Origin of the sequence: Nocardia beijingensis NBRC 16342 (assembly GCF_001612785.1) — a bacterium.
Taxonomy (GTDB): domain Bacteria; phylum Actinomycetota; class Actinomycetes; order Mycobacteriales; family Mycobacteriaceae; genus Nocardia; species Nocardia beijingensis.
This window is the reverse complement of sequence record NZ_BDBC01000007.1, coordinates 63,568-85,669: the sequence shown is the minus strand read 5'-3', so window position 1 is coordinate 85,669 and position 22,102 is coordinate 63,568. Positions and strand designations below refer to the sequence as shown.

Here is a 22,102-nt window from a genome sequence, read left to right as displayed (position 1 = left end):
CCCCGCCGCGGGCCGACCCGGTTCAGCGACCCATCAACCGGCGCCACTGCGCCATGAGCGGGTGCTTCGCGGTGACCGAGCCGAATCGGATCTTGCCGTGCACCACCAGGTGGAGCGGGCCGATCGGCGGCCCGGTGCGGACCTTGTTGTTCACGCTGGAACCGATCAGCTCCAGCCCGTTCAGATCGACGGTGGCCTCCGCGGGCACGATCAGGGTGATCGAACCGGCGAAATCGTCGACGCGCAGTTCGACGACCTGGGTGGACATGATCGCCTCGGTGAAGTCCAAGGTCACGCCGGACAGCCAGTTGTTCAGATGCAGCGTGGGCGGCACCTGCCACGGGCCGCGGCGGCTCACCCCGGACAACCGCGAGCGGATCACGTTGCCCGCGCCGTTGGCGGCGGGCGCCTGCCTGGTGAAAGCGGGCGAGGAGTTCACGAACGTCGACGGCGGCGCGGCGGGCTGCCCGACCAGGCGGACGCCGGGCAGGTCGATGAGGACGGCGTTCAGTTCGCCGCGGGTCTTGGCGGCCAGCGCGGTGTCCATCCGCTCGGTGAACTCACCGAGCGAGAGCATGCCGAGGCCGACCGCGCGTTGCAGCAGTTGACCGACGTGTTCCCGCTCGGCGTCCGACACGCGCAGTTCCCGGTCGCCCACAGCGCCGCCGGAGCCGACCGCATTCGATACCGATTCGGGCCCACCCATGCGATCGAGGTTACCGAGCAGACGGCCACGCGCGCATCAGGGCGATCCCTGATTCGGAAGCCGTCCGGCGGATCACTCCAGCCCCTGTTCGATGGCGTAGCGGGTCAATTCGACCCGGTTCGCCAGCTGCAGTTTGCGCAGCGTCGCCTGGACGTGGTTCTCCACGGTGCGGTGACTCAGCCCGAGCCGCGTCGCGATCTGCTTGGCGGACAGCCCTTTCGCCACCATCCGCAGCACCTCGGTCTCGCGCTCGGTGAGCGCGGGCCGGTGCGGCTCGTCGGGACGCGCGGGCGTGGTCGCCATCCGCCGGTACTCGCCGAGCACGAGTCCGGCCAGCCCCGGTGTGAACACCGCTTGACCGGCCGCGGTGGCGCGCACCGCGTCGATCAGCTCGGCCGCCGACGCGCTCTTGACCAGATAACCGGTCGCGCCCGCCTTGATCGCGTCGAGCACGTCGTCGCGCTCGGCCGAGGCCGAGAGCACCAGCACGCGGCTCTGCGGCGACACCCGCAGCACCTCGGCCGTCGCCTGTGCCCCGTTGCCGTCGGGCAGCTGCATGTCCATCAGCACCACGTCCGGCCGCACGGCACCGGCGCGCCTGCTCGCCGCGGCCACACCGTCGGCCGTGGCCGTCACCCGGAATCCGGCTTCGGTGAGGTCGCGGGAGACGCCGTCCCGCCACATCGGGTGGTCGTCCACCACCATCACCGAAATGGACCCGTCCGCCTGGTCGGTCATCCGCGCCTCCCGTCTCTCATCTCGGCACCCGGAATTCCCATTCGGTGCCGAACCCGACCCCGCCGTCGATCTCGGTGAGCAGGTCCGCGCTGCCGCCGAGGGCCGCGATCCGCCCCACGATGGACCGGGAAACCCCCATGCGCCCTTCGGCTTCCGCTTCGGCCAGCCGACCTGGCGGAATGCCGACGCCGTCGTCGCGCACACTGATCACCAATTCGTCGCCGGTGTCCTCCAGCAACACATAAGCCCGCGCGTCCGGCCCCGCGTGCAATTCCACATTGGACAGCGCCGTGGCCACGGCCGATGCGATCTCGTTCGCCATCCAGCGACCGACCGGCACCGGATCGCCGGGCGTCGACACCGACACCGTCGGCGTGGATTGCGCGGTCAGCAGCGGCCGCAGGTCGACCTCGGCCCCACCCGCGTCGCGGTGATCGGCCTGCTCGGTGATCAGCACGCGCAGCGCCACCTCCTGCTCACCGGCGCGCAGAGCCAATTCCTCCGTCGGACCGCCGATTTCGCTGCCGCGGCGCTTGATGTAGCTGAGCACCTGCAACACCCCGTCGTGCACCTCGCGCGACAGCCGTTCGCGCTCCTCGGCCGCCGCGGTCAGGCGCACCGCCTGCTCCAGCTGGTCCTGGGCGCGGCGCGCGGTGTTGGCGGCCAAGCCGAGCGCGAGCCCCACCGAGACGAGCACCGGCACCGTCGCGTCCGCCCATACGTCCTCGCCCCACTGATCGCGGACCGTCAGCGACACCGCGGCGATCAAGGCGCCGGACAGCACGCCGGCGAACGGTCCGCGCAGGATCGCCGCGCCGATCACGGCATTGGTGGCCCACAGCGTGGTCGGCAGCGTCTGGTGTCCGTGATACCAGCCGTAATCGGCGACCAGGCGGGTGGCGGCCATCAGTCCGATCACCACCACGTGATCGCCGATCACCACCCAGATGCGCAGCCGGGCCACCTCGGGAAAGTGCCACTGCGACAGCATGATCGCCGAAGCGCCCGACCACACCGCCATCAACGCGATGAGCACCCAGCTCAATCGCTGATTGGTGTAGTACGGCGCCGACGCGATCTGCTGACCGACCGCGTACAGCAGCGTGACCAGCCGCAACGCCTGCGCGGCCCGCCACAGCGGGGTGGTCGCCACATCGGCCGAGCGCAGCTCAGCCCTGCTCCGGGCCGTCGCCGGCTTGCCCGCCGTCATCGGAGTCCGCCTTCCGCTGTGCCGAATCCGTCGCCCGCTTCTGCGTCGCCTCGAGCAGCGTCGCGGCCACGTCGAACCGACCGGGCTCGGGCCGATCCGGATCGGCCGAATACAGCCCGCGATGGTCCTCGCCGGTGTTCAGTTCCCCGTACAGCTCCTCTGGACCTTCCAGCAACGACCGGATCGCCGTATTCATCACCGCCACGAACGGCACCGCGAGCAGACCGCCCGCTATCCCGCCGATCACCACGCCGGCCGTGATCGCCAGCACCACAGCCAGCGGATGGATGCTGACCGCACGGCCGAGCAGTAGCGGTTGCAGCACATGGCCCTCGAGCTGCATCACCGCGATGATGATGCCGAGCACGATCAACGCGGTGACCAGGCCCTTGGTCACCAGCGCGATGAACACCGCGATGAACCCGGCCAGGAACGCGCCGATGATCGGGATGAACGCGCCGATGAACACCAGCGAGGCCAGCGGCAGCGCCAATGGCACGCCGAGAATGGCCAGCCCGGCGCCGATGCCGATGGCGTCCACCGCGGCGACCACGACGGTGGCGCGGACGAATCCGACCAGCGTGCCGAACCCGAGCCGCCCGGCGGTGCGGACCCGCTCGCGGTGGTCGGTCGGCACGATCCTGGTGACGAACTCCCAGATCTGATCGCCGCCGTAGAGGAAGAAGATGAGGATGAACAGCGTCAGGAAGGTGCCGGTCAGCAATTCGCCGATCACGGTGGCGGTGGTGAGCGCGCCGCTGGTGAGGCTGTCCTGATTGGACTGGATCGCCTTGACGATGGCGTCGCCCGCGTTGCGGATCTGCTCGTTGCTCAGATGCAGCCTGCCGTTGATCAGCCAGTCCTGGATCTGATGGATGCTGTCGGTGAACTTGTTCGACAGCTGCGGCACACCGGCGACGAACTGTTCCACGACGAAGGTCATGATGCCGGCGACCACGCCGATCGACCCGACCAGCGCCACGAACACGCCGACCCCGCGCGGCACGCCCAAGCGCTGCATCCAGTCCACCAGTGGCGCCAGCAGCGCCGCCGCCAGCAGCGCGATGGCGAGTGGGATGACCACGGTCGCCAATTTCTGCACGATCGCGGTGACCGCGAGCCCGAGCGCGAACAACACCAGCAGTCGCCAGCCCCACTCCGCCGCCACCCGGACGATCGGATGCACCGTCTCCGCTGCGGGCCGCGACAGCGTGATTTTCCGCTCTGGACTTGGCTTCGGCTCGCTCACCTCCGTGAGCCTAATGTGTGCCGTCGGACATAGTCCGTCCTCAGCCCGCGCATTCACCTGCGGCCAGCGCCGCGAACAGGCCGGCCGGACCGGAACGCTAGATTGGACCCCGTGTCGGCGCCTCTGGAAGCGGTCAAACAGACCATGCGAACGCGCTGGCCGCTGTACCTGACATCGATGCTGCTGGCGAACGCTTTCGGCGCGGTTCTGGTGTGGGCCTTCATCCAGTACGGACTACCCGTCCCCGAGGGCGAGCCATCCGGTGCCAGGAGCACCGGCCTGCTCATCCCGGCCGTCGTCTTCGTAGCGGGCGGCCTGCTCAGCATGGCCGCGTCCGCGCTGATGCTGCGCCCGGTGATGCGCTGGCAGATGCGCGGCGGACCACCGAGCCGCCAGGAGCAGATGGCCGCGCTGCACGCACCGCTGCGCCAGGCGATCCTGCACCTCGCACTGTGGCTGATCGGCGGAGCCGTGCTGGCCGCGCTGATCATCAAGGACACTCCGGCGCTGGCGGGCGCGGTGATCATCACCGAGTGCATGGCCGCGACCATCGTGTTCGGCTTCACCTACATGCTGGGTGAACGCATTCTGCGCCCGGTGGCGGCGCAGGCGCTGACCGAGGGCACCTTCGACCACACCCTCACCCCCGGCGTGGGCACCAGGATGGCGATGACCTGGGGAATGGGCACCTTCGCCCCCACCATCGCCATCGTGCTGCTGTGCGTCACGCAGATCTCATCGGAGGTGAAATTCTCGGCCCAATCGCTGGCCATCTCCATCCTGCTGCTGTGCGGCGTGGTGATCATGCAGGCGCTGGCGCTGTCCATGCTCACCGGTTCGAGCATCTCCGATCCGGTGCGCCAGCTCAGCCAAGCCATCGACCGGGTGCAGGCCGGGGCGCGGGACGTGCAGGTCGAGGTGTTCGACGGCAGCGAGATCGGCCTGCTGCAGGTCGGCTTCAACCGGATGATGGAGGAGGCGGCCAAGCGCCGTCAGCTGCAGGAGCTGTTCGGTCAGCACGTCGGCGAAGAGGTGGCGCAGCGGGCGCTGGACTACGGCACCGAACTCGGCGGTGAGACCCGCTTCGTCGCGGTGCTGTTCGTCGACATGGTCGGTTCGACCGCCACCGCGGCCGAGCGCCCGCCCACCGAGGTGGTGAGCCTGCTCAACGAGTTCTTCCGCATCGTGGTCGACGTGATCGACCGCCATCACGGCTTCGTCAACAAGTTCGTCGGCGACGCGGCGCTGGCGATCTTCGGCGCGCCGCTGGACCGCCCGGACGCGCCGACCGCCGCGCTCGCCGCCGCGCGCGAACTGCGCGAGACCCTGCGGGTAGTCCCCGGCCTCGACATCGGGATCGGCGTCTCGGCGGGCCTGGCCGTCGCGGGGAACATCGGCGCGGCCAACCGCTTCGAGTACACGGTGATCGGCGATCCGGTCAACGAGGCGTCCCGGCTCACCGAGCTGGCCAAGGAACGTCCCGGCCGGACGCTGGCCTCGGGCAGCGCGCTGTATTTCGCCGAGGAGAGCGAGCAGGACCAGTGGGAGACCGGCGACGAAGTGCAGCTGCGCGGCAGACGCAGGAAAACGCTTTTGGCCTGGCCACGAGAACGGGACGACGCGCACGACGATGCCGAGGTCGAGACGGCGCGTTCGTTAGGCTGACCGCGTGACGGCCGACGGGGAACAGCCAGGAGATCCGGCGCCGCCGCCCATGGCGGGTTCCCGTCGCGGCAGGTTCCGCTGGGTGAAATGGGTGCTCGGCGCCGCTCTGCTGGCCCTGCTGATCGCCGAGGGCGTGTATCTCTGGCCGCGGCTGCACGAGTCATGGCGCAAGCTCACCGAGATCCACTGGGGCTGGCTCGCGGCCTCGATCTGGTTGCAGGCGCTGTCGATGAGCGGATTCGGCAGGGTGCAGAAGCAGCTGCTCAACGCGGGCGGCGTCGCGGTGAGTCAGCGCAAGTCCGTCGCGGTGGTCTACGGCGCGACGGCGATGTCGGTGACCTTGCCCGCGGGCCAGGTTTTCTCCACCACGTTCACCTATCGGCAGACCAGGCGCTGGGGCGCGAACCCGATCGTCGCCTCCTGGCAGCTGGTGTTCTCCGGGGTGGTGGCCGCGGTGGGCCTCGCGCTGCTCGGCGTGGGCGGCACGCTGCTGGCCGGTGGGCGAGTCGGCCCGCTGAAACTGATCCTTTCGCTGGCCGCCGTGGTGGCGCTGGTGTGGGCGGGCAATCACGTCTCGCGCCATCCCGGTGCGCTGGAGGCGCTGCTGCGCAAACTCCTGGCACTGGTCAACCGGCTGCGCAAACGGCCGCCCGAGCACGGCGCCGCCAAGATCGAGGACGTGCTCGACCAGCTGGAATCGGTCGACCTCGGCAAGCGCGACGGCGTCTTGGTGGCGCTGTGGGCACTGGTGCACCGTTTCGCCGACGTGGCCTGCCTCGGCGCGGCCTGTTACGCGGTCGGCGCCGATCCGCGCATCGCCGGGCTGCTGCTCGCGTTCGCGGTCGGCAAGGCGGTCGGGTCCATCCCGTTCGCTCCTGGCGGCATCGTCTACGTCGACGCGACGCTGATCTACGGTCTCACCGCCGCCGCGGGCCTGCCCGCCGCGCAGGCGGTCGCCGCGGCGTTCGTGTATCGGATGGTGAGTTTCATCCTGGTCGCCATCGTCGGGTGGATCGTGTTCCTGTTCTTGTTCCGCACACCGCAGGCCGACGACGCGGAGTTCGAGAAGGAGTTCGAGCAGCGGCGGCTGTGACGGCCGCCGCGTCCGGCCTCCCGTTACGCTGGGCCGCGTGCGGAAACTGATGCCCTTCGTGCTCGATGCGCTGCTCGTCGTCGTCTTCTGCGCGATCGGCAGGCGCAGCCACGACGAAGCGGTGCTCGCCGGGCTGCTGCGCACCGTGTGGCCGTTCGCGACGGGGTTGGTCGTCGGCTGGCTCGTCGTGGCGCTGAGGGGGCGCGCCGCGAAGGCCGCGCGGTTCGACATCGCCGCGCTGTGGCCTTCCGGCGTCGTGATCTGGGCCTGCACCCTGGTCGGGGGCATGTTGCTGCGCGTGGTGAGCGGTCAGGGCACAGCGGTCAGCTTCGTGCTGGTCGCCGGTGTGGTGCTCGCGGTGTTCCTGCTCGGCTGGCGCGCGGTGTACCGAGCCGTGCGGTGATCAGGGCTCCGGAGTCGCCAGCGCCTGGAGCATCCTGGCCGCCATTCGCGCGGTCGCGTCCTTGCTGTCCACGTCGTTGATGTGGATCGCGAAGACCAGATCGCCCATCGATCCGATCAGCCATCCATCCGGACCCGCGGTCGCGGCGAACGCGGCGACGTCGCGATAGCGGCGCACGCTGGCCAGCTCCGGCGCGTTCGTGGCGTCGCGCAGCATGCCGCGCAGCCGGTCGGCGGTCTGCGGCGGCAGCGGGTCGAGCTTGGCGTCGGTGGTGCTCGGACGTCCTGCCTCGATCATCGGCGGCGGCACCGACCCGCGGGCGATCGCGGCGGCGGCGATGGCCATGCCGAACGGGCTGGCCAGCACGGCGTCCGATCCACCGCCTTGGACCACCTGCTCGGCGCTGCGTCCGGCGACGGCCAGGCGGCCGGTCACCTCGTCGAGGCCGGGCACCTTGAAGTCGATGCCGACTCCGAGCGCGGTCGCCGCCTCGGCCGCGTCCTGCACCGAGACGTCCTGCGGCGCCTTGTTCTTCGCCCCGGCGGCGACGGCGCGGAACAGCTCCATGGTGCCGCCGACCGGATACAGCCCGGTGAACGCTACCGAACCGTGCTCACTGGCCTGGCTGTTCTGCGCGACCGCCACCACAGCGCCGGTGGACGGCTGGATCGCCACGATCGAGGCCTGCGTCGGCACGCTGACCACCGCGTCCTCGGCGGCGCGTTGCAAGCGCTGGTCCATGGTGCCCGCGATGTCCGGTCCCGGCGGCCCCTGCTGACCGGCGAGCTGGGAGATGAACCGCCCGTCCTGTTCGAACAGCTGCACGCCCCACCCGGAATGCGCTTCCTGGCTCTCCTGCTGCACCTTGCGCAGCGCGTCGAGCAGTGGCGACCAGACCCGGCGGTCGGCGGAGATGAGCCGTGGCTGCTTCTCCATCACCACCCCGGGAATCGGCGCCATCCGCGGCTCCAGGATCGCGAAGTCGCCCTCGCGCAGGTTCACCGCGACGATCGGCTTGCCCTGCGAGGTGGCCAGCTGCTGCATCAGCGACGGTCCGGTGATCAACGGCGCGACCGGCTCGATGGCCTTGGCCAGCGCGTCGGTCGACGCGACCGGGTCGGGCATCTTCGTCGGATCGAGCTTGACGACGTTGATGACCTGTTCGGTCATCAGCGGCTCACCGGCGATGTCGTTGACCCGCGGCGCCGGCTTCGGATAGGTGCGCACCAACCGCACCGTCCGGTTGTGCGTCAGCTGCGGCATCACGACCGCGGGCTCCCAGGAGATCCGCCAGCCGATGGCGAGTTTGCGCACATTGCCCTCGAGGCTGTAATTCCAGGTCTTCCGCTCGCCGAAGTTCCACTCGACGTCCATGCTGAAGATCGCGGACTGCGCGTCCAGACCGATGAACTGCGTCTTGCGGTAGTCGACCTTGGCGCCCTGCAACCCCTCGAACATTTGCTTCAGAGTTGCTGTGGCCGCGGTGGGGTACGACGTCAGGTCTGCCGCCTTGGTGTAGTCCTGATCGTCGAGCAGATCCGTGAAGCGCTCGACGACCGCTTCGGCTTCATTCTGCTTCTCGTGTATCCCGCACGACCCGATCCCGAGCGCGAGCGCCGCCACCCCCATGAGTGCCATTGCGCCGCGAACACGAAAGCGGCGGGATCCCCACACGTCCATGTCGCCCACTCTTCACTCTTGTCACTTCAGTAACAAGACCACCGTACCCGAAAAAGACCAGACCGCGATGCCTCCGTAGCGCGGACGTTACCCATGCTCAGCATCCCAATTCTGCCCCGGGATCTCGCATCTCGGGGGGCCTTTCATGATCATCGTCCAGCCGGTCGGAGGCAACCGGCGCCGCTACCGTACCGGCCATCCCGAAAAGTCGCGCGGTTACCACCCGAGTCGACGTTTCGGAATCAATAAATACTCCCTCGGGTGCGGGTCGAAGCAACCGGTCCCTTGTTCGCACACAGCGGAACGCCCCTACCGCCATTGCGACGTAATCTTGTAATCACTGAAAGCATCGCACCACAGTAAGTAGGTGACCCGTCATGAGAAGCGCGCACCGCGGCCGGGGTTTCGGACGCACGGGCGGCTGGCAGCAAGCCGACCTGCCCGACCCGTCGGATGTGCCCGATTGGTTCGCGGGAAGATTGCCGAGCGACTGGTTCACCGGTCCGCCGGTGATCGAGGTCGACCGGGACGAGATCGTCGTCATCGGTGAGCTGCCTATCCCGCAACCGGAGAAGAAGCCGGAGGCCGACGAGCCCGAAGCCGCGACGGACGAAGTGCCCCGCGCGACGAAGGAGGGAGCGGTCGCCCGGTTCCGCGAGTCCACCCGGCCCGCCCGGATGCAGATCGCGAACGAAGCGCAGCACCGCTACCGGCGCAATGTGGCGTGGGGCGTGTCGGTGGACGGGGAACGGATCCTGTTCACCCATCTGGCCGTGCCCGTGATGACCCGTTTGCGCCAGCCCGAACGCAAGGTGCTCGACACCTTGGTCGACGCGGGCGTCGCCCGTTCCCGCGCCGACGCGCTCGCCTGGACGGTGAAGCTGGCGGGCAAGCACGCGGAGACGTGGTTGGAGGAACTGCGCGAAGCCATGCGCAAGGTCGACGACCTGCGCTCGGAAGGGCCGCAGGGGCTGTAGCCGATCGGGCCCGGTCTTAGTGGCGCGGCGGGGCGCGGTATCTTGCCGTGCATGGCTGCGACCGCGACGCCGGGCCCGATCCTGGTTCTGAACGGGCCGAACCTCAACATGCTCGGCATCAGGCAGCCCGAGGTGTACGGGTCGGCGACGCTGGACGACGTCGTGGAGCTGTGTCAGCGAACCGCGGCGAAGTTCGACCGGGAGATCGTCGCCTTCCAATCCAATTCCGAGGGCGCGCTGATCGATCGCATCCACCAGGCGCGCGGGGCCGAGTCGGGCATCGTGATCAATCCCGGCGGCCTCACCCACACCTCGGTGGCGCTGCGCGACGCGCTGGTGATCCCGGAGGTCCCGATCGTCGAGGTGCACATCAGCAATGTGCACGCGCGTGAGGAGTTCCGGCACCACTCCTACATCTCGCCGATCGCCACCGCCGTGATCGCGGGCATGGGCATCCAGGGTTACGCCGCCGCCATCGAATTCCTGGCCGGCTCGGCCTGAACTCAGTTCAACCGGAAGACCGGGAAGCCCGGCGCGATGGCGGCGAGTTCCTCGTCGGTGGCGTCCTTGGTCACGCCCTCGAAGAACCTGCCGACTTCCCAGCCCCACTTCCGCAGGTAGAGGCGCAGCAGCGGCACCTTGTCGGCATCGGCCACCTCGGTGGCGGTGAACGCCTCGACCTTGCGGCCGAGCCGCAGCTCGCCCCCGCCCGCCACGCGCAGGTTGCGCACCCACTGCGTGTGCCCGCGCGGCGCGACCAGGAAGCGCTCACCGGCCTCCCGCACCATCAGGTTGACCATCGTCGTGCGCCATTCCCCGCTCTTGCGCCCGCGCACCGCGAGCAGCCGCGACCCCATCACGCTGATGCCCAGCTTGGGCAGCAGGTTGGCGATCCGGTTGAACACCGCGTCGAATCCGGCCGGGCCGATGTAGCGGGTGTTGAGATCCATGACGACTCCTTGTTGTGAGCACTGCTCTCTATAGAGAGAACTGTTCCACAGCAGTGCCCATGAAGTCAAGAGCACCGCTCTCGCTCGTGCGGAGACCAAGATCAACGGCACATGGCTGCGGCATTTCGCGAGTGGTTCCTCCACCAGGTGCCGTTGATCTTGAAGGATCTATGGGACCGGGAGGGGTTCGCCGGTTTCCAGCAGGGTTTTGAGGTTGGAGAGGATGCCGGGCCAGCCGGTGGTGATCGCTTGCAGCACGGGGCTGTCGGGTTCGAAGCCGTCGTGGACCACCGTCAGCTTCACCACTTCGCCCTGGGGCTCGAGTTCGAACGTCACCTTCGAGCGGGGCTCGCGGGACCAGGCGGCGACGTCGTCGGGGTTCATGTCGAAGGTCTCGGCGAAGGCCGGGTCGAAGGTGTGCCAGGTGTAGGAAAGGCGGCGGTGCGGGTCGGCCTCCAGCACGACTTGTCCGGGGTCCTTGCTGGTCCAGTTCTGTTGATGCCAAGTCATTTCCGAGCCGGGACGCCAATCCGTGTCGAAGCTCGCGCCCCAGTAGCGGTTGGTGAAGGCCGGATCGGTCAGCGCCTGCCACAGCTTTTCCGGGGTGGTCTTGATGTAGGTCGTGTAGACGAATGCGTTGTCGCCCATGGGTGGTTCCTCCAGTGCTCTCTTCAGGTCGGCGAGGGCGTGCACGCGCCCGCGGTGGTACCGATCGATCCAGCGTTCGGCGATGGCGTTGATGGGCTCGGCATTGAGGTAGTGCAGCTTTTCCCGGCCGCTGCGCCGGGTCGTGATGAGGTTGGCCGCCTCCAGCACCGCGAGATGCTTGCTCACCGACTGGCGGGCCATCGCCAGTCCGGCGCACAACTCCCGCAGCGTCTGTCCGTTGCGCCGATTCAGGCTGTCCAGCAGCCGCCGCCGGTTCGGGTCGGCCAGCGCCCGAAACACCTCGTCCATCGCCCACCTTTCAAATACGCAGCCCTGCGGCTGCCTATTTACACAATAGGCAGCCATGAGGCTGCATATCAACCCCTGAGAGCCACCCGCCCCGGAAGAACCGGTGGGTCCGCGACGAGGAGTGCGAGGACCCGCCGACTCCGCCGGGGCGGGGGCGTGGCGGTCAGGAGGGATCGCGAAGCAGCGCGTACGTGGAAATGGGCTTGCCCGCCCGCTCACTGGCGGCGACGGCCTTGCGCCACAGCTCCTGGGCGGTGTGCGAGAGGACCGCGTCGACGCCGACTTCCTCGCTCGCGTCGATGACGTGCTGCGCGCCCGCGTCCATCATCTTCAGGCTCGCCAGCGACGCCCACCCGCCGTTCTTGTTGGCGACCGAGTGCTCCTCCATGAAATAGGGGAAGGCGGCGGCCGAACGGATCGCGAACGGGACGAACTCGGCGACATCGTGACCTGACTTGTCGATCATCGCCGTGGCCTGGTCGAACGCGAGCAGCCATGGATGGAAGATGGTCAGCAGCCCCTGGTAGAAGATCTGCGCGAGACCGTCGTCCGCGCCCAGGTACTCCTGCGGACTCAGCGGGCGAAGCAGCTCGGCGTGCGCGTCGAACACCGCTCGCGGACCGCTGTAGAAGATGTAGGACGCGGGATGCGTGATGTTGTCCCCCGCCGACATCACGCCACCGGAGAGGAACTGCGCGCCGTGCGAGCGGACCCACGCCGCGCCCTTGCGGGCCTGCTCCGGCGAGTCGGAGGACAGATTCGCGATCACCTTGCCGTCGAGGTGGCCGGTCGCCGGACCGAGCACGTCGTACATCGCCGCGTAGTGGGTCAGGCTGAGCACGGTGACCTCGTTGGCGTCGAGTGCCTCGGCGACGGTCGCGGCGCGCTTCGCGCCCAGTTCGACCATTGCGTCGGCCTTCTCGGGGCTGCGGTTCCACACCGTCACCTCGACGCCTGCGGCCAGGAAGGCCCTGACCATCGCCTGCCCCATCGGCCCGAGGCCGACGACGGAGACAGCGCGGGCGGTGGTCTGCTCGGACATGATGTGTCCCTTCGATTCTCGATGATTGCTTGCTTCGGCGCCGGCATTCATCGTCGTTCCCGCAGGTAGAGTCGGGAAGACCGAACGTGGAGGTGCGGTTGCTTACCTCGAGGTTCGAAACGAGGTCAAAGGAGCGCGGTGGGCATGAGCAGTGACGGGGATCACGAAGTTTGCGGCATGACGGTCGCGATCGATGTCGTCGGCGGCAAGTGGAAGATGCACCTGATGTGGGTGCTCGGCATGGGCCCCCAGCGCTTCGGCCAGATCCGCAGGTTGCTCGACGGAGTCAGCGAGAAGGTGCTCGCCGAGAACTTGCGTCAGCTCGAGGCCAGCGGTGTGGTGCACCGTGAGGTCTATCCCGAGGTCCCGCCCAGGGTGGAGTACTCGCTCACGCCGCTCGGCGAGGAACTGGCCGTGGCGCTGCGTCCGCTCGAGGAGTGGGGCGGTCGGCACAAGCACGAACTGACCGCGAACCTTCTGGCGTCGGCGAGTTAACCGAGCCACTCGGCGGCGATCCGCGCGCCGACGCGTTCGAGCAGCGCCGCCGCCTCGGCCATCGAACGTTCCGGGTCGGGTTCCAGATCGGCGAGCGCGTAGCTGCCCGCGAAGCCCGCGGCCCGGATGTCGTCGGACCCGAGCAGCGTGCGACCCGCCACGACGATCACCGGGACATCGGCCTTGCGCGCGGCCGCGCACACGCCGACCGGCGCCTTGCCGTGCAAGCTCTGCTGATCGAGCGAACCCTCACCGGTGACCACGAGGGTGGCGGTGGCGAGCAAGGCGGGAAAATCGAGCAATTCGAGCACGACCTCGATACCGCTGCGGATACGCGCGCCCAGCAAGGCGAGCGCGCCGAAACCGGTTCCGCCCGCCGCGCCCGCGCCGGGGAGGCGTGCGAACTGCGGACCGGCCAGTTGCGCCCACGCCGCGAGCGCGTTGTCGAGAAGGTCCACCTCGGCGGGCCCTGCGCCCTTCTGCGGCCCGTACACCGCCGCCGCGCCGGTCGGCCCGAGGAGCGGATTGTCGACGTCACAGGCCAGCGTGATCGTCGTACCGGCGACACCGGGGTGCAGGCCGGAACGGTCCAGCCGTGCGGCCTGGGCCAAAGCCGCTCCGCCGAGCGGCAATTCCCGTCCCTCCGCATCAAGGATGCGCACGCCGAGCGCCCGCGCCATTCCCGCGCCGCCGTCGGTGGAGGCGCTGCCGCCGAGACCGAGCACGATCTCGGTCACGCCGTGCTCCATCGCGTGCGCCAGCACCACGCCGAGTCCATACGTGCTCGCGTCCAGCGGATCCGGCCGTCCCTCGGGCAGAAGCGCCAGGCCGACCACGGCGGCCAGTTCGACGACCGCCGTCGCACCGTGCCGGGCATACGACGTGCGACGCGGAACTCCGGTCGGCCCCGGCGCGGTCACCTCCACCCGCGTCCAGCCCGCCGCTATGAACGCTTCGACCGTGCCGTCACCGCCGTCCGCGACCGGCACCTGCCGAATCTGCGCGTCCGGTGCGCTCCGCCGCAACCCGGCAGCCAGCGCGGCCGCCACCTCCGGCGCCGCTAGCGACCCTTTGAACTTGTCCGGAGCGAGGATCACTCGTGCAGCGGATGCCATCCCCACATTCTCGGCCGCGACCGCACGCGGCGCACCACATGACAGCGTCGTCGTGTGCGTCGCTGATCTCCGGCGAGGCCGCTTCCCGCACGCGGAAGTGGTGGCCCGCGCCGCGACCGGCGGATTCGCACGCCAGAGTGCGGGGCCGAGGCGCCGCTGACCGGCTACTGCGGGTTCGCCGACAGCGGATAGGGAACGAGCATCCGGACCTGCACGCCGGTCGCGGCGCACGACGGTCGGCACCAGCCAACCGGATCGAGAGCGGGCCGACGAGGGTCGTAACAAGTCGGCGGCCGAGCGCTGGTCGCGGGCCGCTTCCGCCGAACGGAACGCTCAGCGCGCGGGCAGTGGAGCCTCAGCGGCCCGCGTGATCTCCACCTTTCCGGTGCGCAAATAGTCGACCACGGCTTCGTCTACCGCAGGGTTGCCGCGGCCGAACGTGCCGTGGTCGCCGCCGTCCACGACGACCAGCGCGCCGCCCAAGGCCGCGGCCATGGCGGGCCCGCCTTCATACTTGGTCAGCGCGTCGTGGCGGCTCTGCAACACCAGCGGCGGAGTGCGCAGGGCCGTGCCCGTGATCGGCACCGGCTTCGTCACCGGTTTCCAGGTGCCGCAGGCCATTCCCGAGCGCACCAGGTCGGCCCGCGCGTCCATGGCGTTGCCTCCGGAGGCTATGGTGCCGACCGCGGCGCCGAGCATTTCCGGCCTCCCTGCCACCGCGTTCTCGTTGCAGGTGATCGCGCTGAACACGAACCGCCCGGTGGGGTCGGTAGAGGTCGCGCCCTCGATGGCACGCAGGCGCTGGACATTCGCCGGGTCGGCGGCGGCGTCGGCCAGCGCGCGGGCGAAGGTCGGCCAGAAGGTGCGGGTGTAGGTGGCCACGGTGGTGGCGCCGAGCAACGGCACCTGCGCGGACACACCGCCGCTCACCAGAGTGCGCAACAAGTTCTGGAGTTTGCCGAGTTGCTCGACGCTGCCGGTGTAGCCGTCCCGCGCGATCTCGGCCAACGGCTCCGGCAGCGCGCCGGGCAGGTCGGCGATGCTCGCGGGCGGCGGGGTGAGGTTGGCGTACCAGCCGCCGCCCTGCCCGGCCGCCACCCGGACCCAGGTGCGGTAGACCTGCAACGCCGTGTCGCCGAGGTGGTATTCACCGTCGTGTCCGGCGATCCAGGCGAACAGATCGTCCAGGCGCTGTTTGCCCGCGACCTGCTGCTGCGCGAACTCCTCGGTCCACACCCAGTCCGGGTTGACGTTGGAGTCCAGGACCATCCGATCCACGCGGTCGCCGAACAGTGCCGCGTACACCGCGCCGAGATACGTGCCGTAGGAGGTGCCGAGGTAGCCGATCCGCTCCAAGCCGAGCGCGGCGCGCACGGCGTCGAGGTCGCGCGCGGTGTTCTCGGTGGTGATGGTGTCCAGGTAGCCGGGCTGCGCCGCGTCACAGGCCTTCTTGATCTCGTCGCGGTTGCCGCCGCCGAGCGAGACCTGCTGACCGTCCGCGTTCTTCGTGCTCGCCCCGCATCGCAGCGGTGTGGCCCAACGTAATCCACGCGGCTGGACGGCGAGCCGGTCGTAATGCTCGGCGAGCGCCGCGGGAAACACGTCCGACCGCCGCGACCAGTAGTCGAGCGCATCCGCGCCCGGCCCACCGGGATTGGCGAACAGCACGCCTTCCCGCTCCCCCGTGGCCGCGATCCGGCTGACCGTCAGCTCGATCTTCGCGCCGCCAGGGTCGGCGTAGTTCATCGGCACGCTGACAACGGCGCACCGCACGCCCCGATCGGCGGGCACCGAACCCTCGGGACACTCGCCGAACGCGACCCCCGGCGCGGCATCGGCGACGCCGGTGACGATCGATCCGCCGAGCAGGCCCGCGGCCACGACGGCGGCCGCGAACCGTGAAACCCGCAGTGTCCTCACCATGTTCCGGTACCTCCCCGAGCCTGCCCGCTCGCGCGCGACGACGGACCCGACCAAGAGCATTCTGCGCAGGCCCGCCGGGACAGACAAGTCGATGGCGGGATTCCGCCCGGCCGGGAGTGTGATTTACCGGGACACCGGCGCACAGAGTAGCGTCGAGCCATGTCGACCGAGGTCAGCAACAACACCGCACTGGAACGCTTCGAGATCTACGTCGACGGTGCGATCGCCGGCTACGCCGAATACCAGGACACGGCCTCCGAGCGGGCGTTCGTGCACACCGAGATCTACCCCCGCTACGAGGGGCAGGGCTATGCGCGGCTGCTGATCGAGACCGCCCTCGACAGCACCCGCGACGACAAGCTCGGCGCGCTGCCCATGTGCCGGAGTGTCCACCACTTCATCGAGACCCGCCCCGAATATCTGGTGATGGTGCCGCACTGGGCGCGCGACCGGCTGAACCTGCCTCAGTAGGCCGCGACGGCTCCGTCCAGCGCCTGCTGTAGATCGGCGCGCACCAGCTTGGCGATGTCGCCGGGGCGGGGCGGCAGCTCGAGCACCGGGACATTGAAGTAGAAGCTGGCCCCCTTGGCCTCCTCCTTCGTCGGCGGCACCGTCGGGTCCGCGCGCGGTCCGTAGCTCAGCGCCATGGACACCAGCGCGGGCTCGGCGCCGAGTTTCATCGCCCGGAACGCGATGTGCCCGATGCCGCTGCCCACCGCCTGCACGCGAGTCGGGTCCACATCGTTGCAGGTGCCCTCGGGAAAGACCGCGATGCCGTCGCCACGGGCCATCCGCTCCGCGCAGACGTCCATCATGCGCTGGCCCGCGGCGTTCACCGCGCGGATGCCGTGGTCCTTGCCGCGGAACACCGGGATGCCGCCCATCATGTCGATCTTGCGCCGCTGATCGGGGTCGGCGAACAGTTCGTCCTTGGCCAGCACCCGCACCCGGCCGATCACCCGCCGTAGCCCGCTGCGCCACGCCGCCGCGGCCACGGTGTAGGGGTCGTTCTCGGACAGATGGTTGATCGCGATCAGCAGCGGCCGGTTCTGCCTGATCACCGCGCGCAGCGCTTCCCGCGCGCCGTCGGCGTAGGTGACGCGCGGATGGTAGCGGCGGCCGAGAATGGCGTAGGCCCCCCAGGCCTTCAAGCGGTTCTGACGATGGTCGCGGTAGAAGTCGTACACGGTGTCGTTGTTCTCGAGGCGCACCTCGGGCGGTTCCATGACGTGGAACTCTACGAGGTGGCGGCGGCGGCGCAACGTGATGTCCTGCACCCCGCCCGCGACCCCTCCGGCAAATCCGGAAGGCAGAAGTCGGCCGCAGAAGGCGCATTGTGGGCGAACAGCTGCGATGATGTCGGAGTGGCACGCGCAGAAGACCCGGACGATCGGAAGACCCGCGGCGGGCACGGCGACCGCAGGCGACGCGAGTTCCGGCACGGCGAGCAGGTGGTTCGTGCCGGGACGCTGCTGGTGTCGGCCACCGAGCTGGTCGAGCCGACCTTCCGGCGCACCGTCGTCTACATCATCGAGCACAACGAGGCGGGCAGTCTCGGCGTCGTGCTGAACCGCCCGAGCGACACGGCCGTGCACGAGGTGCTGCCGCGCTGGACGGACGCGGTCGCGGCCCCACGCACGCTGTTCATCGGCGGCCCGGTGAAGCGGGACGCCGCGCTGTGCCTGGGCACGGTGCGGGTGGGCGCGCGGATCGACGGTGTCCCCGGGCTGCGCCGCATCGACGGACGCGTCGTCCTGGTCGACCTGGACGCCGATCCGGAGCGGGTCGGCCCGCTGGTCGAGGGTATCCGGATCTTCGCGGGTTACGCGGGCTGGACCTTCGGCCAACTGGAGGGCGAGCTGGAGAACGACGACTGGATCGTGGTGTCGGCCCTGCCGTCCGACCCGATCAGCACTGGCCGCCCCGACCTGTGGGCGCATGTGCTGCGCCGCCAGCCGCTCCCGCTGTCCCTGCTCGCTACACATCCGATTGAACTCGAACGCAACTGAGACCGTGTACTCCTCGAAGGGACCGAAGGAGACACGACATGAGACACGACAACTGAACCGGCAAGAGCATGGGTGACTCGTCGGCTGCGCCTACCGACCGACCCCGCAACTCGAGCGGAGAGGTATCCAGTTGTGCCCAAGACACGCGGCGAGACGGGCCGGCCCGACGATCAATCCGAATTGATGCGGGCGCTCTATCGCGAACACGCCACACCCCTGTGGCGGTACACGCTCGGCCTGGTTCGGGATCCGGGGCGGGCAGAGGACATCGTGCAGGAAACATTGCTGCGGGCCTGGCAACGACCGAATGTCCTGGATCAGTCCACCATGTCGGCGCGGGCGTGGTTGTTCACCGTGGCGCGCAATCTGGCCGTGGATGAGCATCGCAGCGCCCGCAGCAGGCGCGAGTTCCGCACCGACAACCCGCCCGAACAGGCCGCCCCGGACCAGTCCGACCGCGCGCTGGACGGGTGGCTGGTCGCCGACGCGCTCGGCAGACTCAGCGCCGATCATCGCGAGGTGATCGTGCGGGCTTACTACCGGGGGCTGTCGACCCACCAGATCGCCGAGGAATTGGACGTCCCGGCGGGCACGGTGAAGTCCCGGATGCACTACGGCATGCGCGCATTGCGCCTGGCACTACAGGAGATGGGGGTGACAAACCAGTGACGGACATCACCGACGATTTCAGCACGTGGGACGCCCCGTACGTGCTCGGCTCGCTCACCCGCGACGAGCGCTTGCAGTACGAGAGCCACCTCTCGAGCTGTCTCGACTGCCGCGCGGCCGTGGCCGAACTGGCGGGCTTGCCCGGCATGCTCGCCCTCGTGGACGCCGACGTGGCGACCTCGATGATCGAACCGCCCGCGCAAGCCGTGCCGCCGCCGCCACCCATGCCCGAGCTTCCGCCGCCACCCATGCCCGAGCTTCCGCCGCCGCCCACGCGGCTGGCCGACGCGGCCGAGCGCCGCCGCAGGCGCAGCGGCTGGACGTCGGTCGGCGTCGCGCTGGCCTCTGCCGCGGCCGCGGTGGCGATCGCGGTTCCGATCGCCGTCACGGTGGCCGGAAACCACAACGCGCCGGCGCCGGGCACCAGCGAGCAGGCTTTCGCCGAACGCCAGATGACGCCGGTGGAGCCGACGCCGGTCTCCGCGAACTTCAAGCTGATCGCGGCGGGTGACCAGACGCGACTCGTGATGACATGCAGCTATCCTCCGGGCGAGCCATTGCCCTACAGCCCGAATCTCGTGCTGTACGTCACCCGCGTCAACGGCAGGCAAGAACAGCTCGGCCAGTGGCCGGCAGGCCCCGGCACCGAGCTGACCGTCGACCAGACCATCGACGGCAAGCCCGACCAGGTCCGCTCGGTCGAGATCCGCGCGGCGAATACCGGGAAGGTTGTGCTCACCGGCACGGTCTGAGCAATGAACGATCCCCCGCAGCCACTGCCTGCGAGGGATCGTCTGCGCTTGCGACCGGTTCAGCGCGTCTGCCGCCGGAAGATCGACGACGACCACAGGTAGCCGACCGCGGCGAGCCCGACACACCAGGCGAGCGAGATGATCCCGTTGTCACCGATCTCGGTGCCCATCAACAGGCCGCGGATGGTCTCGGTGAACGGCGTGAAGGGCTGGTACTCGGCGAACTGACGCAACCCGGCGGGCATGGTGTCGGTGGCGACCAAGCCGCTGCCGAGGAACGGCAGCATCACCAGCGGAAAGGGCGAGTTGCTCGCGCTTTCGGGGTTCGGCGCGAGCAGGCCGAGCGCCACCGAAAGCCAGGTGAGCGCGAACATCACCGCCGCGAGCAACGCGAACACGGCGAGCCACTCGACCGGGTTCGCGTTCGGGCGGAAACCGATGAGCAGTGCGACGCCCGTCATCGCGGCGATGCCGATCAGCGCCTGGATCAGCGCGCCGACCACGTGACCGGTCAGCATGGCCGACTGCGCGATGTCCATGGTGCGGAACCGGTTCACGATGCCCTTCGTCGTGTCGGTGGCGACCGACACCGCGACCGAGACCGTCATGTACGCCGGAATCATCAGCAGCATGCCCGGGGCGAGATAGTCGATGTAGTTTCCGCCGGAGGACTTCTCCAGCGCGCCGCCGAAGACGAAGTTGAACACCAGCAGCAGCACCGTCGGCATCACGATGACGCCGAAGGTCATGCTCGGATAACGCTTGGCGCGCACGAGATTGCGCCGCAGCATGGTCGCCGAATCGGCGAGGGCGTAGGACATGCTCATCGCACGGGTTCCTTTTCGGTCGGGGCGTGGCCGGTGAGGGTGAGGAAGACGTCGTCGAGGTTGGGGGTGTGCACGGCGAGACCCTCGACCTCGATCCGCTCGTAGTCGAGCCGGTCGAGCACGGCGCGCAGCGATTTCACGCCGCCGTCGCTGGGCACCGCGAGGGTGAGGTTCTCCTCGTCGTCCTGCGGCGGGGCCACGGCGCCGAGCGCATCGGCCGCGGCGGTCAGGGCGGCTCGATCGGCGAATTCCAGGCGGATGTGGCCGCCGGGCACCAGCCGCTTCAACTCCGGCGCGGTGCCCTCGGCGACGAGCTTGCCGCGGTCGAGCACGGCGATGCGGTCGGCGAGTTGGTCGGCTTCCTCCAGGTACTGGGTGGTGAGGAAGACCGTGACGCGGTAATCGTCGACCAGCCCGCGGATGATGTCCCAGATCGCCCGCCTGCTGCGCGGGTCTAGCCCGGTGGTCGGCTCGTCGAGGAAGATGATGCGCGGATCGCCGACCAGCGTCATGGCCAGATCGAGGCGCCTGGTCATGCCGCCGGAGTAGGTGGACACCGTCTTGTCCGCCGCATCGACCAGGTCGAAGCGCTCCAGCAGATCCGCCGCCAGCCTGCGGTTGTCCCGGCGCGAGAGGTGGTGCAGGTCGCCCATCAGCAGCAGGTTCTCCCGGCCGGTGAGCAATTCGTCGACGGCAGAGAACTGCCCGGTGACGCCGATCCGCGCGCGCACCTGCTTGCGCTCGGCGGCGAGATCGTGGCCTCCGACCCGGATCTCGCCCGCGTCCGGGCGGATCAGGGTGGTGAGGATCTGCACGGTGGTGGTCTTGCCCGCGCCGTTCGGCCCGAGCAGGGAGAAGACCGTGCCCTCCGGGACGGTGAGGTCTATCCCGTCGAGCACTACTTGCTCGCCGAAAGATTTCCGCAGGCCGTGCACCGAGACGGCGGGCGCGCGATGGCCGTTCACCATGGGCTCTTCCTTTCTGAAATTAATTCCACTATGCGCATGTGAGCATGTTTTATCCACACCGCTCCCCTACTGGGGCGCGGTGCCGGTCGATTCGTTCGTGCTGGCGGATGCGGCGGCTAGATGTCCAGATCCTCGATCTTCGGCCCTTCGGCCACGTCGACCAGTCGCCGGTAGAGCTTGTCGGGCAGTCGGCCCTTCAACTCGTCGAGCGAATCCACCACGACGAAGTGGAAGTCACCCCAGTCCTGCTGCCCGACGCCGAGCAAGCGACGCCAGCTCTTCGGGTCCCGCCAGTCCTTGAGCCAGTTCGTACCCACCTCGGCGGGATATTCGTCCCAATTCGAATACTGGGCGTGCATCACGAATTTGCCCTTACGGCTGCGATAGACCTGGACGTGCTCGATCCGCGTATCGTTTACCTCGTGCCACTCCCCGAGCAGAGTGCCGGAGAAGCGGACCTGTCGCACACCGTCGCGACCGACCTTGAGCACGATCTCGTCATAGCCCTCCAGCCGGCCCTCCTCGAGTTCGATGAACCGGCGCAGCGCCGTGACCACCGCCCCCGAGAGATTGCCACCGACCAACTCCTGCGCGCGCTGGAACAGCGGGAGGTCGTCATCGGCAACGTAGATCGTCTTGTTGGGCATGACCCAACTATACGTAGATGTATACGT

At 69.0% G+C, this 22,102-nt stretch carries 24 protein-coding genes; 10 read left to right on the top strand and 14 right to left on the bottom strand.

Annotated features, from left to right (window positions below; genetic code table 11):
- Nucleotides 1–22: 22 nt before the first annotated feature.
- The 4 genes from NB3_RS03375 to NB3_RS03360 form a co-directional block, all read right to left on the bottom strand.
- Complete coding sequence (locus tag NB3_RS03375) at nt 23–658, bottom strand: DUF1707 SHOCT-like domain-containing protein (RefSeq protein ID WP_157111497.1); 636 nt, start codon at nt 656–658, stop codon at nt 23–25.
- Between the two features lie 120 nt (nt 659–778).
- Entirely contained in the window at nt 779–1,444 is a 666-nt protein-coding gene (locus NB3_RS03370; protein ID WP_067796282.1) for a response regulator, read from the bottom strand.
- 16 nt (nt 1,445–1,460) lie between these two features.
- Nucleotides 1,461–2,654 carry a MacS family sensor histidine kinase gene (gene macS, locus NB3_RS03365; RefSeq protein ID WP_067796280.1) on the bottom strand — a complete coding sequence of 398 codons (1,194 nt, stop codon included), beginning with the start codon at nt 2,652–2,654 and terminating at the stop codon, nt 1,461–1,463.
- On the bottom strand, nt 2,614–3,903 hold the full coding sequence (locus NB3_RS03360; RefSeq protein WP_157111475.1) for an AI-2E family transporter: 1,290 nt from the start codon (nt 3,901–3,903) through the stop codon (nt 2,614–2,616). Before NB3_RS03360 ends, macS begins: the two co-directional genes overlap by 41 nt.
- A gap of 144 nt (nt 3,904–4,047) precedes the next feature.
- Between NB3_RS03360 and NB3_RS03355 the strand changes: the two genes are divergently transcribed.
- Genes NB3_RS03355 through NB3_RS03345 form a run of 3 tightly spaced genes read left to right on the top strand, consistent with a single transcriptional unit; the run spans nt 4,048 to nt 7,064 of the window.
- Nucleotides 4,048–5,568, top strand: a complete 1,521-nt coding sequence (locus tag NB3_RS03355; RefSeq protein ID WP_174553164.1) for an adenylate/guanylate cyclase domain-containing protein — start codon at nt 4,048–4,050, stop codon at nt 5,566–5,568.
- A gap of 4 nt (nt 5,569–5,572) precedes the next feature.
- Nucleotides 5,573–6,661: a lysylphosphatidylglycerol synthase transmembrane domain-containing protein gene (locus NB3_RS03350; RefSeq protein ID WP_244891749.1), complete on the top strand. Its 1,089-nt coding sequence runs from the start codon at nt 5,573–5,575 to the stop codon at nt 6,659–6,661.
- 37 nt (nt 6,662–6,698) lie between these two features.
- Complete coding sequence (locus NB3_RS03345; protein ID WP_067796267.1) at nt 6,699–7,064, top strand: DUF3054 domain-containing protein; 366 nt, start codon at nt 6,699–6,701, stop codon at nt 7,062–7,064.
- On the opposite strand, the gene NB3_RS03340 is transcribed toward NB3_RS03345, so the two are convergent.
- The gene (locus tag NB3_RS03340) at nt 7,065–8,744 is read right to left on the bottom strand and encodes an NTF2-like N-terminal transpeptidase domain-containing protein (RefSeq protein WP_244891748.1); all 1,680 of its coding nucleotides are present in this window, start codon (nt 8,742–8,744) and stop codon (nt 7,065–7,067) included. It abuts the gene before it with no gap.
- A 377-nt stretch (nt 8,745–9,121) separates the two neighbouring features.
- Between NB3_RS03340 and abmR the strand changes: the two genes are divergently transcribed.
- A complete protein-coding gene (gene abmR, locus NB3_RS03335) occupies nt 9,122–9,721 on the top strand; it encodes an ATP-binding transcription factor AbmR (RefSeq protein WP_067796261.1) in 600 nt (199 codons plus the stop codon).
- A gap of 51 nt (nt 9,722–9,772) precedes the next feature.
- Nucleotides 9,773–10,222: a type II 3-dehydroquinate dehydratase gene (aroQ, locus tag NB3_RS03330; RefSeq protein ID WP_067796258.1), complete on the top strand. Its 450-nt coding sequence runs from the start codon at nt 9,773–9,775 to the stop codon at nt 10,220–10,222.
- A gap of 2 nt (nt 10,223–10,224) precedes the next feature.
- Here aroQ and NB3_RS03325 read toward each other — a convergent pair whose 3' ends face one another.
- The 3 genes from NB3_RS03325 to NB3_RS03315 all read right to left on the bottom strand — a co-directional run bounded on the left by NB3_RS03325 (nt 10,225) and on the right by NB3_RS03315 (nt 12,721).
- A complete protein-coding gene (locus NB3_RS03325; protein WP_067796255.1) occupies nt 10,225–10,671 on the bottom strand; it encodes a nitroreductase/quinone reductase family protein in 447 nt (148 codons plus the stop codon).
- 168 nt (nt 10,672–10,839) lie between these two features.
- Nucleotides 10,840–11,628, bottom strand: a complete 789-nt coding sequence (locus NB3_RS03320) for an ArsR/SmtB family transcription factor (RefSeq protein WP_067796253.1) — start codon at nt 11,626–11,628, stop codon at nt 10,840–10,842.
- Between the two features lie 163 nt (nt 11,629–11,791).
- A complete protein-coding gene (locus NB3_RS03315) occupies nt 11,792–12,721 on the bottom strand; it encodes an NAD(P)-dependent oxidoreductase (RefSeq protein WP_084485707.1) in 930 nt (309 codons plus the stop codon).
- A 93-nt stretch (nt 12,722–12,814) separates the two neighbouring features.
- On the opposite strand from NB3_RS03315, the gene NB3_RS03310 reads away from it, so the two are divergent.
- Nucleotides 12,815–13,165 (top strand): winged helix-turn-helix transcriptional regulator, encoded by a 351-nt coding sequence (locus tag NB3_RS03310; protein ID WP_067796247.1) that lies wholly within the window; start codon nt 12,815–12,817, stop codon nt 13,163–13,165.
- Here NB3_RS03310 and NB3_RS03305 read toward each other — a convergent pair.
- Together NB3_RS03305 and NB3_RS03300 are read right to left on the bottom strand one after the other, a co-directional pair.
- Nucleotides 13,162–14,280: a glycerate kinase gene (locus NB3_RS03305; RefSeq protein ID WP_067796244.1), complete on the bottom strand. Its 1,119-nt coding sequence runs from the start codon at nt 14,278–14,280 to the stop codon at nt 13,162–13,164. The two genes, NB3_RS03310 and NB3_RS03305, sit on opposite strands and share 4 nt — an antisense overlap.
- A 333-nt stretch (nt 14,281–14,613) precedes the next feature.
- Complete coding sequence (locus NB3_RS03300) at nt 14,614–16,203, bottom strand: alpha/beta fold hydrolase (protein WP_067796565.1); 1,590 nt, start codon at nt 16,201–16,203, stop codon at nt 14,614–14,616.
- 159 nt (nt 16,204–16,362) lie between these two features.
- Between NB3_RS03300 and NB3_RS03295 the strand changes: the two genes are divergently transcribed.
- Nucleotides 16,363–16,674 (top strand): GNAT family N-acetyltransferase, encoded by a 312-nt coding sequence (locus NB3_RS03295; RefSeq protein WP_067796241.1) that lies wholly within the window; start codon nt 16,363–16,365, stop codon nt 16,672–16,674.
- On the opposite strand, the gene NB3_RS03290 is transcribed toward NB3_RS03295, so the two are convergent.
- Nucleotides 16,668–17,429, bottom strand: a complete 762-nt coding sequence (locus NB3_RS03290; RefSeq protein WP_067796238.1) for a lysophospholipid acyltransferase family protein — start codon at nt 17,427–17,429, stop codon at nt 16,668–16,670. The genes NB3_RS03295 and NB3_RS03290 overlap by 7 nt on opposite strands.
- Before the next feature lie 138 nt (nt 17,430–17,567).
- Here NB3_RS03290 and NB3_RS03285 point away from each other — a divergent pair, with 138 nt between their 5' ends.
- From NB3_RS03285 to NB3_RS03275, 3 genes are all read left to right on the top strand, one after another.
- Nucleotides 17,568–18,212 carry a YqgE/AlgH family protein gene (locus NB3_RS03285; protein WP_084485733.1) on the top strand — a complete coding sequence of 215 codons (645 nt, stop codon included), beginning with the start codon at nt 17,568–17,570 and terminating at the stop codon, nt 18,210–18,212.
- Between the two features lie 132 nt (nt 18,213–18,344).
- Complete coding sequence (locus tag NB3_RS03280; RefSeq protein WP_280516563.1) at nt 18,345–18,881, top strand: sigma-70 family RNA polymerase sigma factor; 537 nt, start codon at nt 18,345–18,347, stop codon at nt 18,879–18,881.
- Nucleotides 18,878–19,633: an anti-sigma factor family protein gene (locus NB3_RS03275; RefSeq protein WP_067796235.1), complete on the top strand. Its 756-nt coding sequence runs from the start codon at nt 18,878–18,880 to the stop codon at nt 19,631–19,633. Before NB3_RS03280 ends, NB3_RS03275 begins: the two co-directional genes overlap by 4 nt.
- Nucleotides 19,634–19,692: 59 nt before the next feature.
- Here NB3_RS03275 and NB3_RS03270 read toward each other — a convergent pair whose 3' ends face one another.
- The 3 genes from NB3_RS03270 to NB3_RS03260 form a co-directional block, all read right to left on the bottom strand.
- Nucleotides 19,693–20,460 (bottom strand): ABC transporter permease, encoded by a 768-nt coding sequence (locus NB3_RS03270; RefSeq protein ID WP_067796232.1) that lies wholly within the window; start codon nt 20,458–20,460, stop codon nt 19,693–19,695.
- Nucleotides 20,457–21,428, bottom strand: coding sequence for an ATP-binding cassette domain-containing protein (locus NB3_RS03265; RefSeq protein ID WP_067796229.1), 972 nt, complete (start codon nt 21,426–21,428; stop codon nt 20,457–20,459). The genes NB3_RS03270 and NB3_RS03265 overlap by 4 nt, the downstream gene beginning before the upstream one ends.
- 116 nt (nt 21,429–21,544) lie before the next feature.
- Complete coding sequence (locus tag NB3_RS03260) at nt 21,545–22,075, bottom strand: EXLDI protein (protein WP_067796227.1); 531 nt, start codon at nt 22,073–22,075, stop codon at nt 21,545–21,547.
- Nucleotides 22,076–22,102 lie beyond the last annotated feature (27 nt).

Coding starts and splice junctions, on each gene's coding strand:
- NB3_RS03260 (WP_067796227.1), bottom strand. CDS start 22,075: ATGCCCAACAAGACGATCTACGTTGCCGATGACGACCTCCCGCTGTTC.
- NB3_RS03320 (WP_067796253.1), bottom strand. CDS start 11,628: ATGGACGAGGTGTTTCGGGCGCTGGCCGACCCGAACCGGCGGCGGCTG.
- NB3_RS03310 (WP_067796247.1), top strand. CDS start 12,815: ATGAGCAGTGACGGGGATCACGAAGTTTGCGGCATGACGGTCGCGATC.
- NB3_RS03270 (WP_067796232.1), bottom strand. CDS start 20,460: ATGAGCATGTCCTACGCCCTCGCCGATTCGGCGACCATGCTGCGGCGC.
- abmR (WP_067796261.1), top strand. CDS start 9,122: ATGAGAAGCGCGCACCGCGGCCGGGGTTTCGGACGCACGGGCGGCTGG.
- NB3_RS03370 (WP_067796282.1), bottom strand. CDS start 1,444: ATGACCGACCAGGCGGACGGGTCCATTTCGGTGATGGTGGTGGACGAC.
- NB3_RS03315 (WP_084485707.1), bottom strand. CDS start 12,721: ATGAATGCCGGCGCCGAAGCAAGCAATCATCGAGAATCGAAGGGACAC.
- macS (WP_067796280.1), bottom strand. CDS start 2,654: ATGACGGCGGGCAAGCCGGCGACGGCCCGGAGCAGGGCTGAGCTGCGC.
- NB3_RS03265 (WP_067796229.1), bottom strand. CDS start 21,428: ATGGTGAACGGCCATCGCGCGCCCGCCGTCTCGGTGCACGGCCTGCGG.
- NB3_RS03290 (WP_067796238.1), bottom strand. CDS start 17,429: ATGGAACCGCCCGAGGTGCGCCTCGAGAACAACGACACCGTGTACGAC.
- aroQ (WP_067796258.1), top strand. CDS start 9,773: ATGGCTGCGACCGCGACGCCGGGCCCGATCCTGGTTCTGAACGGGCCG.
- NB3_RS03300 (WP_067796565.1), bottom strand. CDS start 16,203: ATGGTGAGGACACTGCGGGTTTCACGGTTCGCGGCCGCCGTCGTGGCC.
- NB3_RS03355 (WP_174553164.1), top strand. CDS start 4,048: ATGCGAACGCGCTGGCCGCTGTACCTGACATCGATGCTGCTGGCGAAC.
- NB3_RS03325 (WP_067796255.1), bottom strand. CDS start 10,671: ATGGATCTCAACACCCGCTACATCGGCCCGGCCGGATTCGACGCGGTG.
- NB3_RS03305 (WP_067796244.1), bottom strand. CDS start 14,280: ATGGCATCCGCTGCACGAGTGATCCTCGCTCCGGACAAGTTCAAAGGG.
- NB3_RS03295 (WP_067796241.1), top strand. CDS start 16,363: ATGTCGACCGAGGTCAGCAACAACACCGCACTGGAACGCTTCGAGATC.
- NB3_RS03340 (WP_244891748.1), bottom strand. CDS start 8,744: ATGGACGTGTGGGGATCCCGCCGCTTTCGTGTTCGCGGCGCAATGGCA.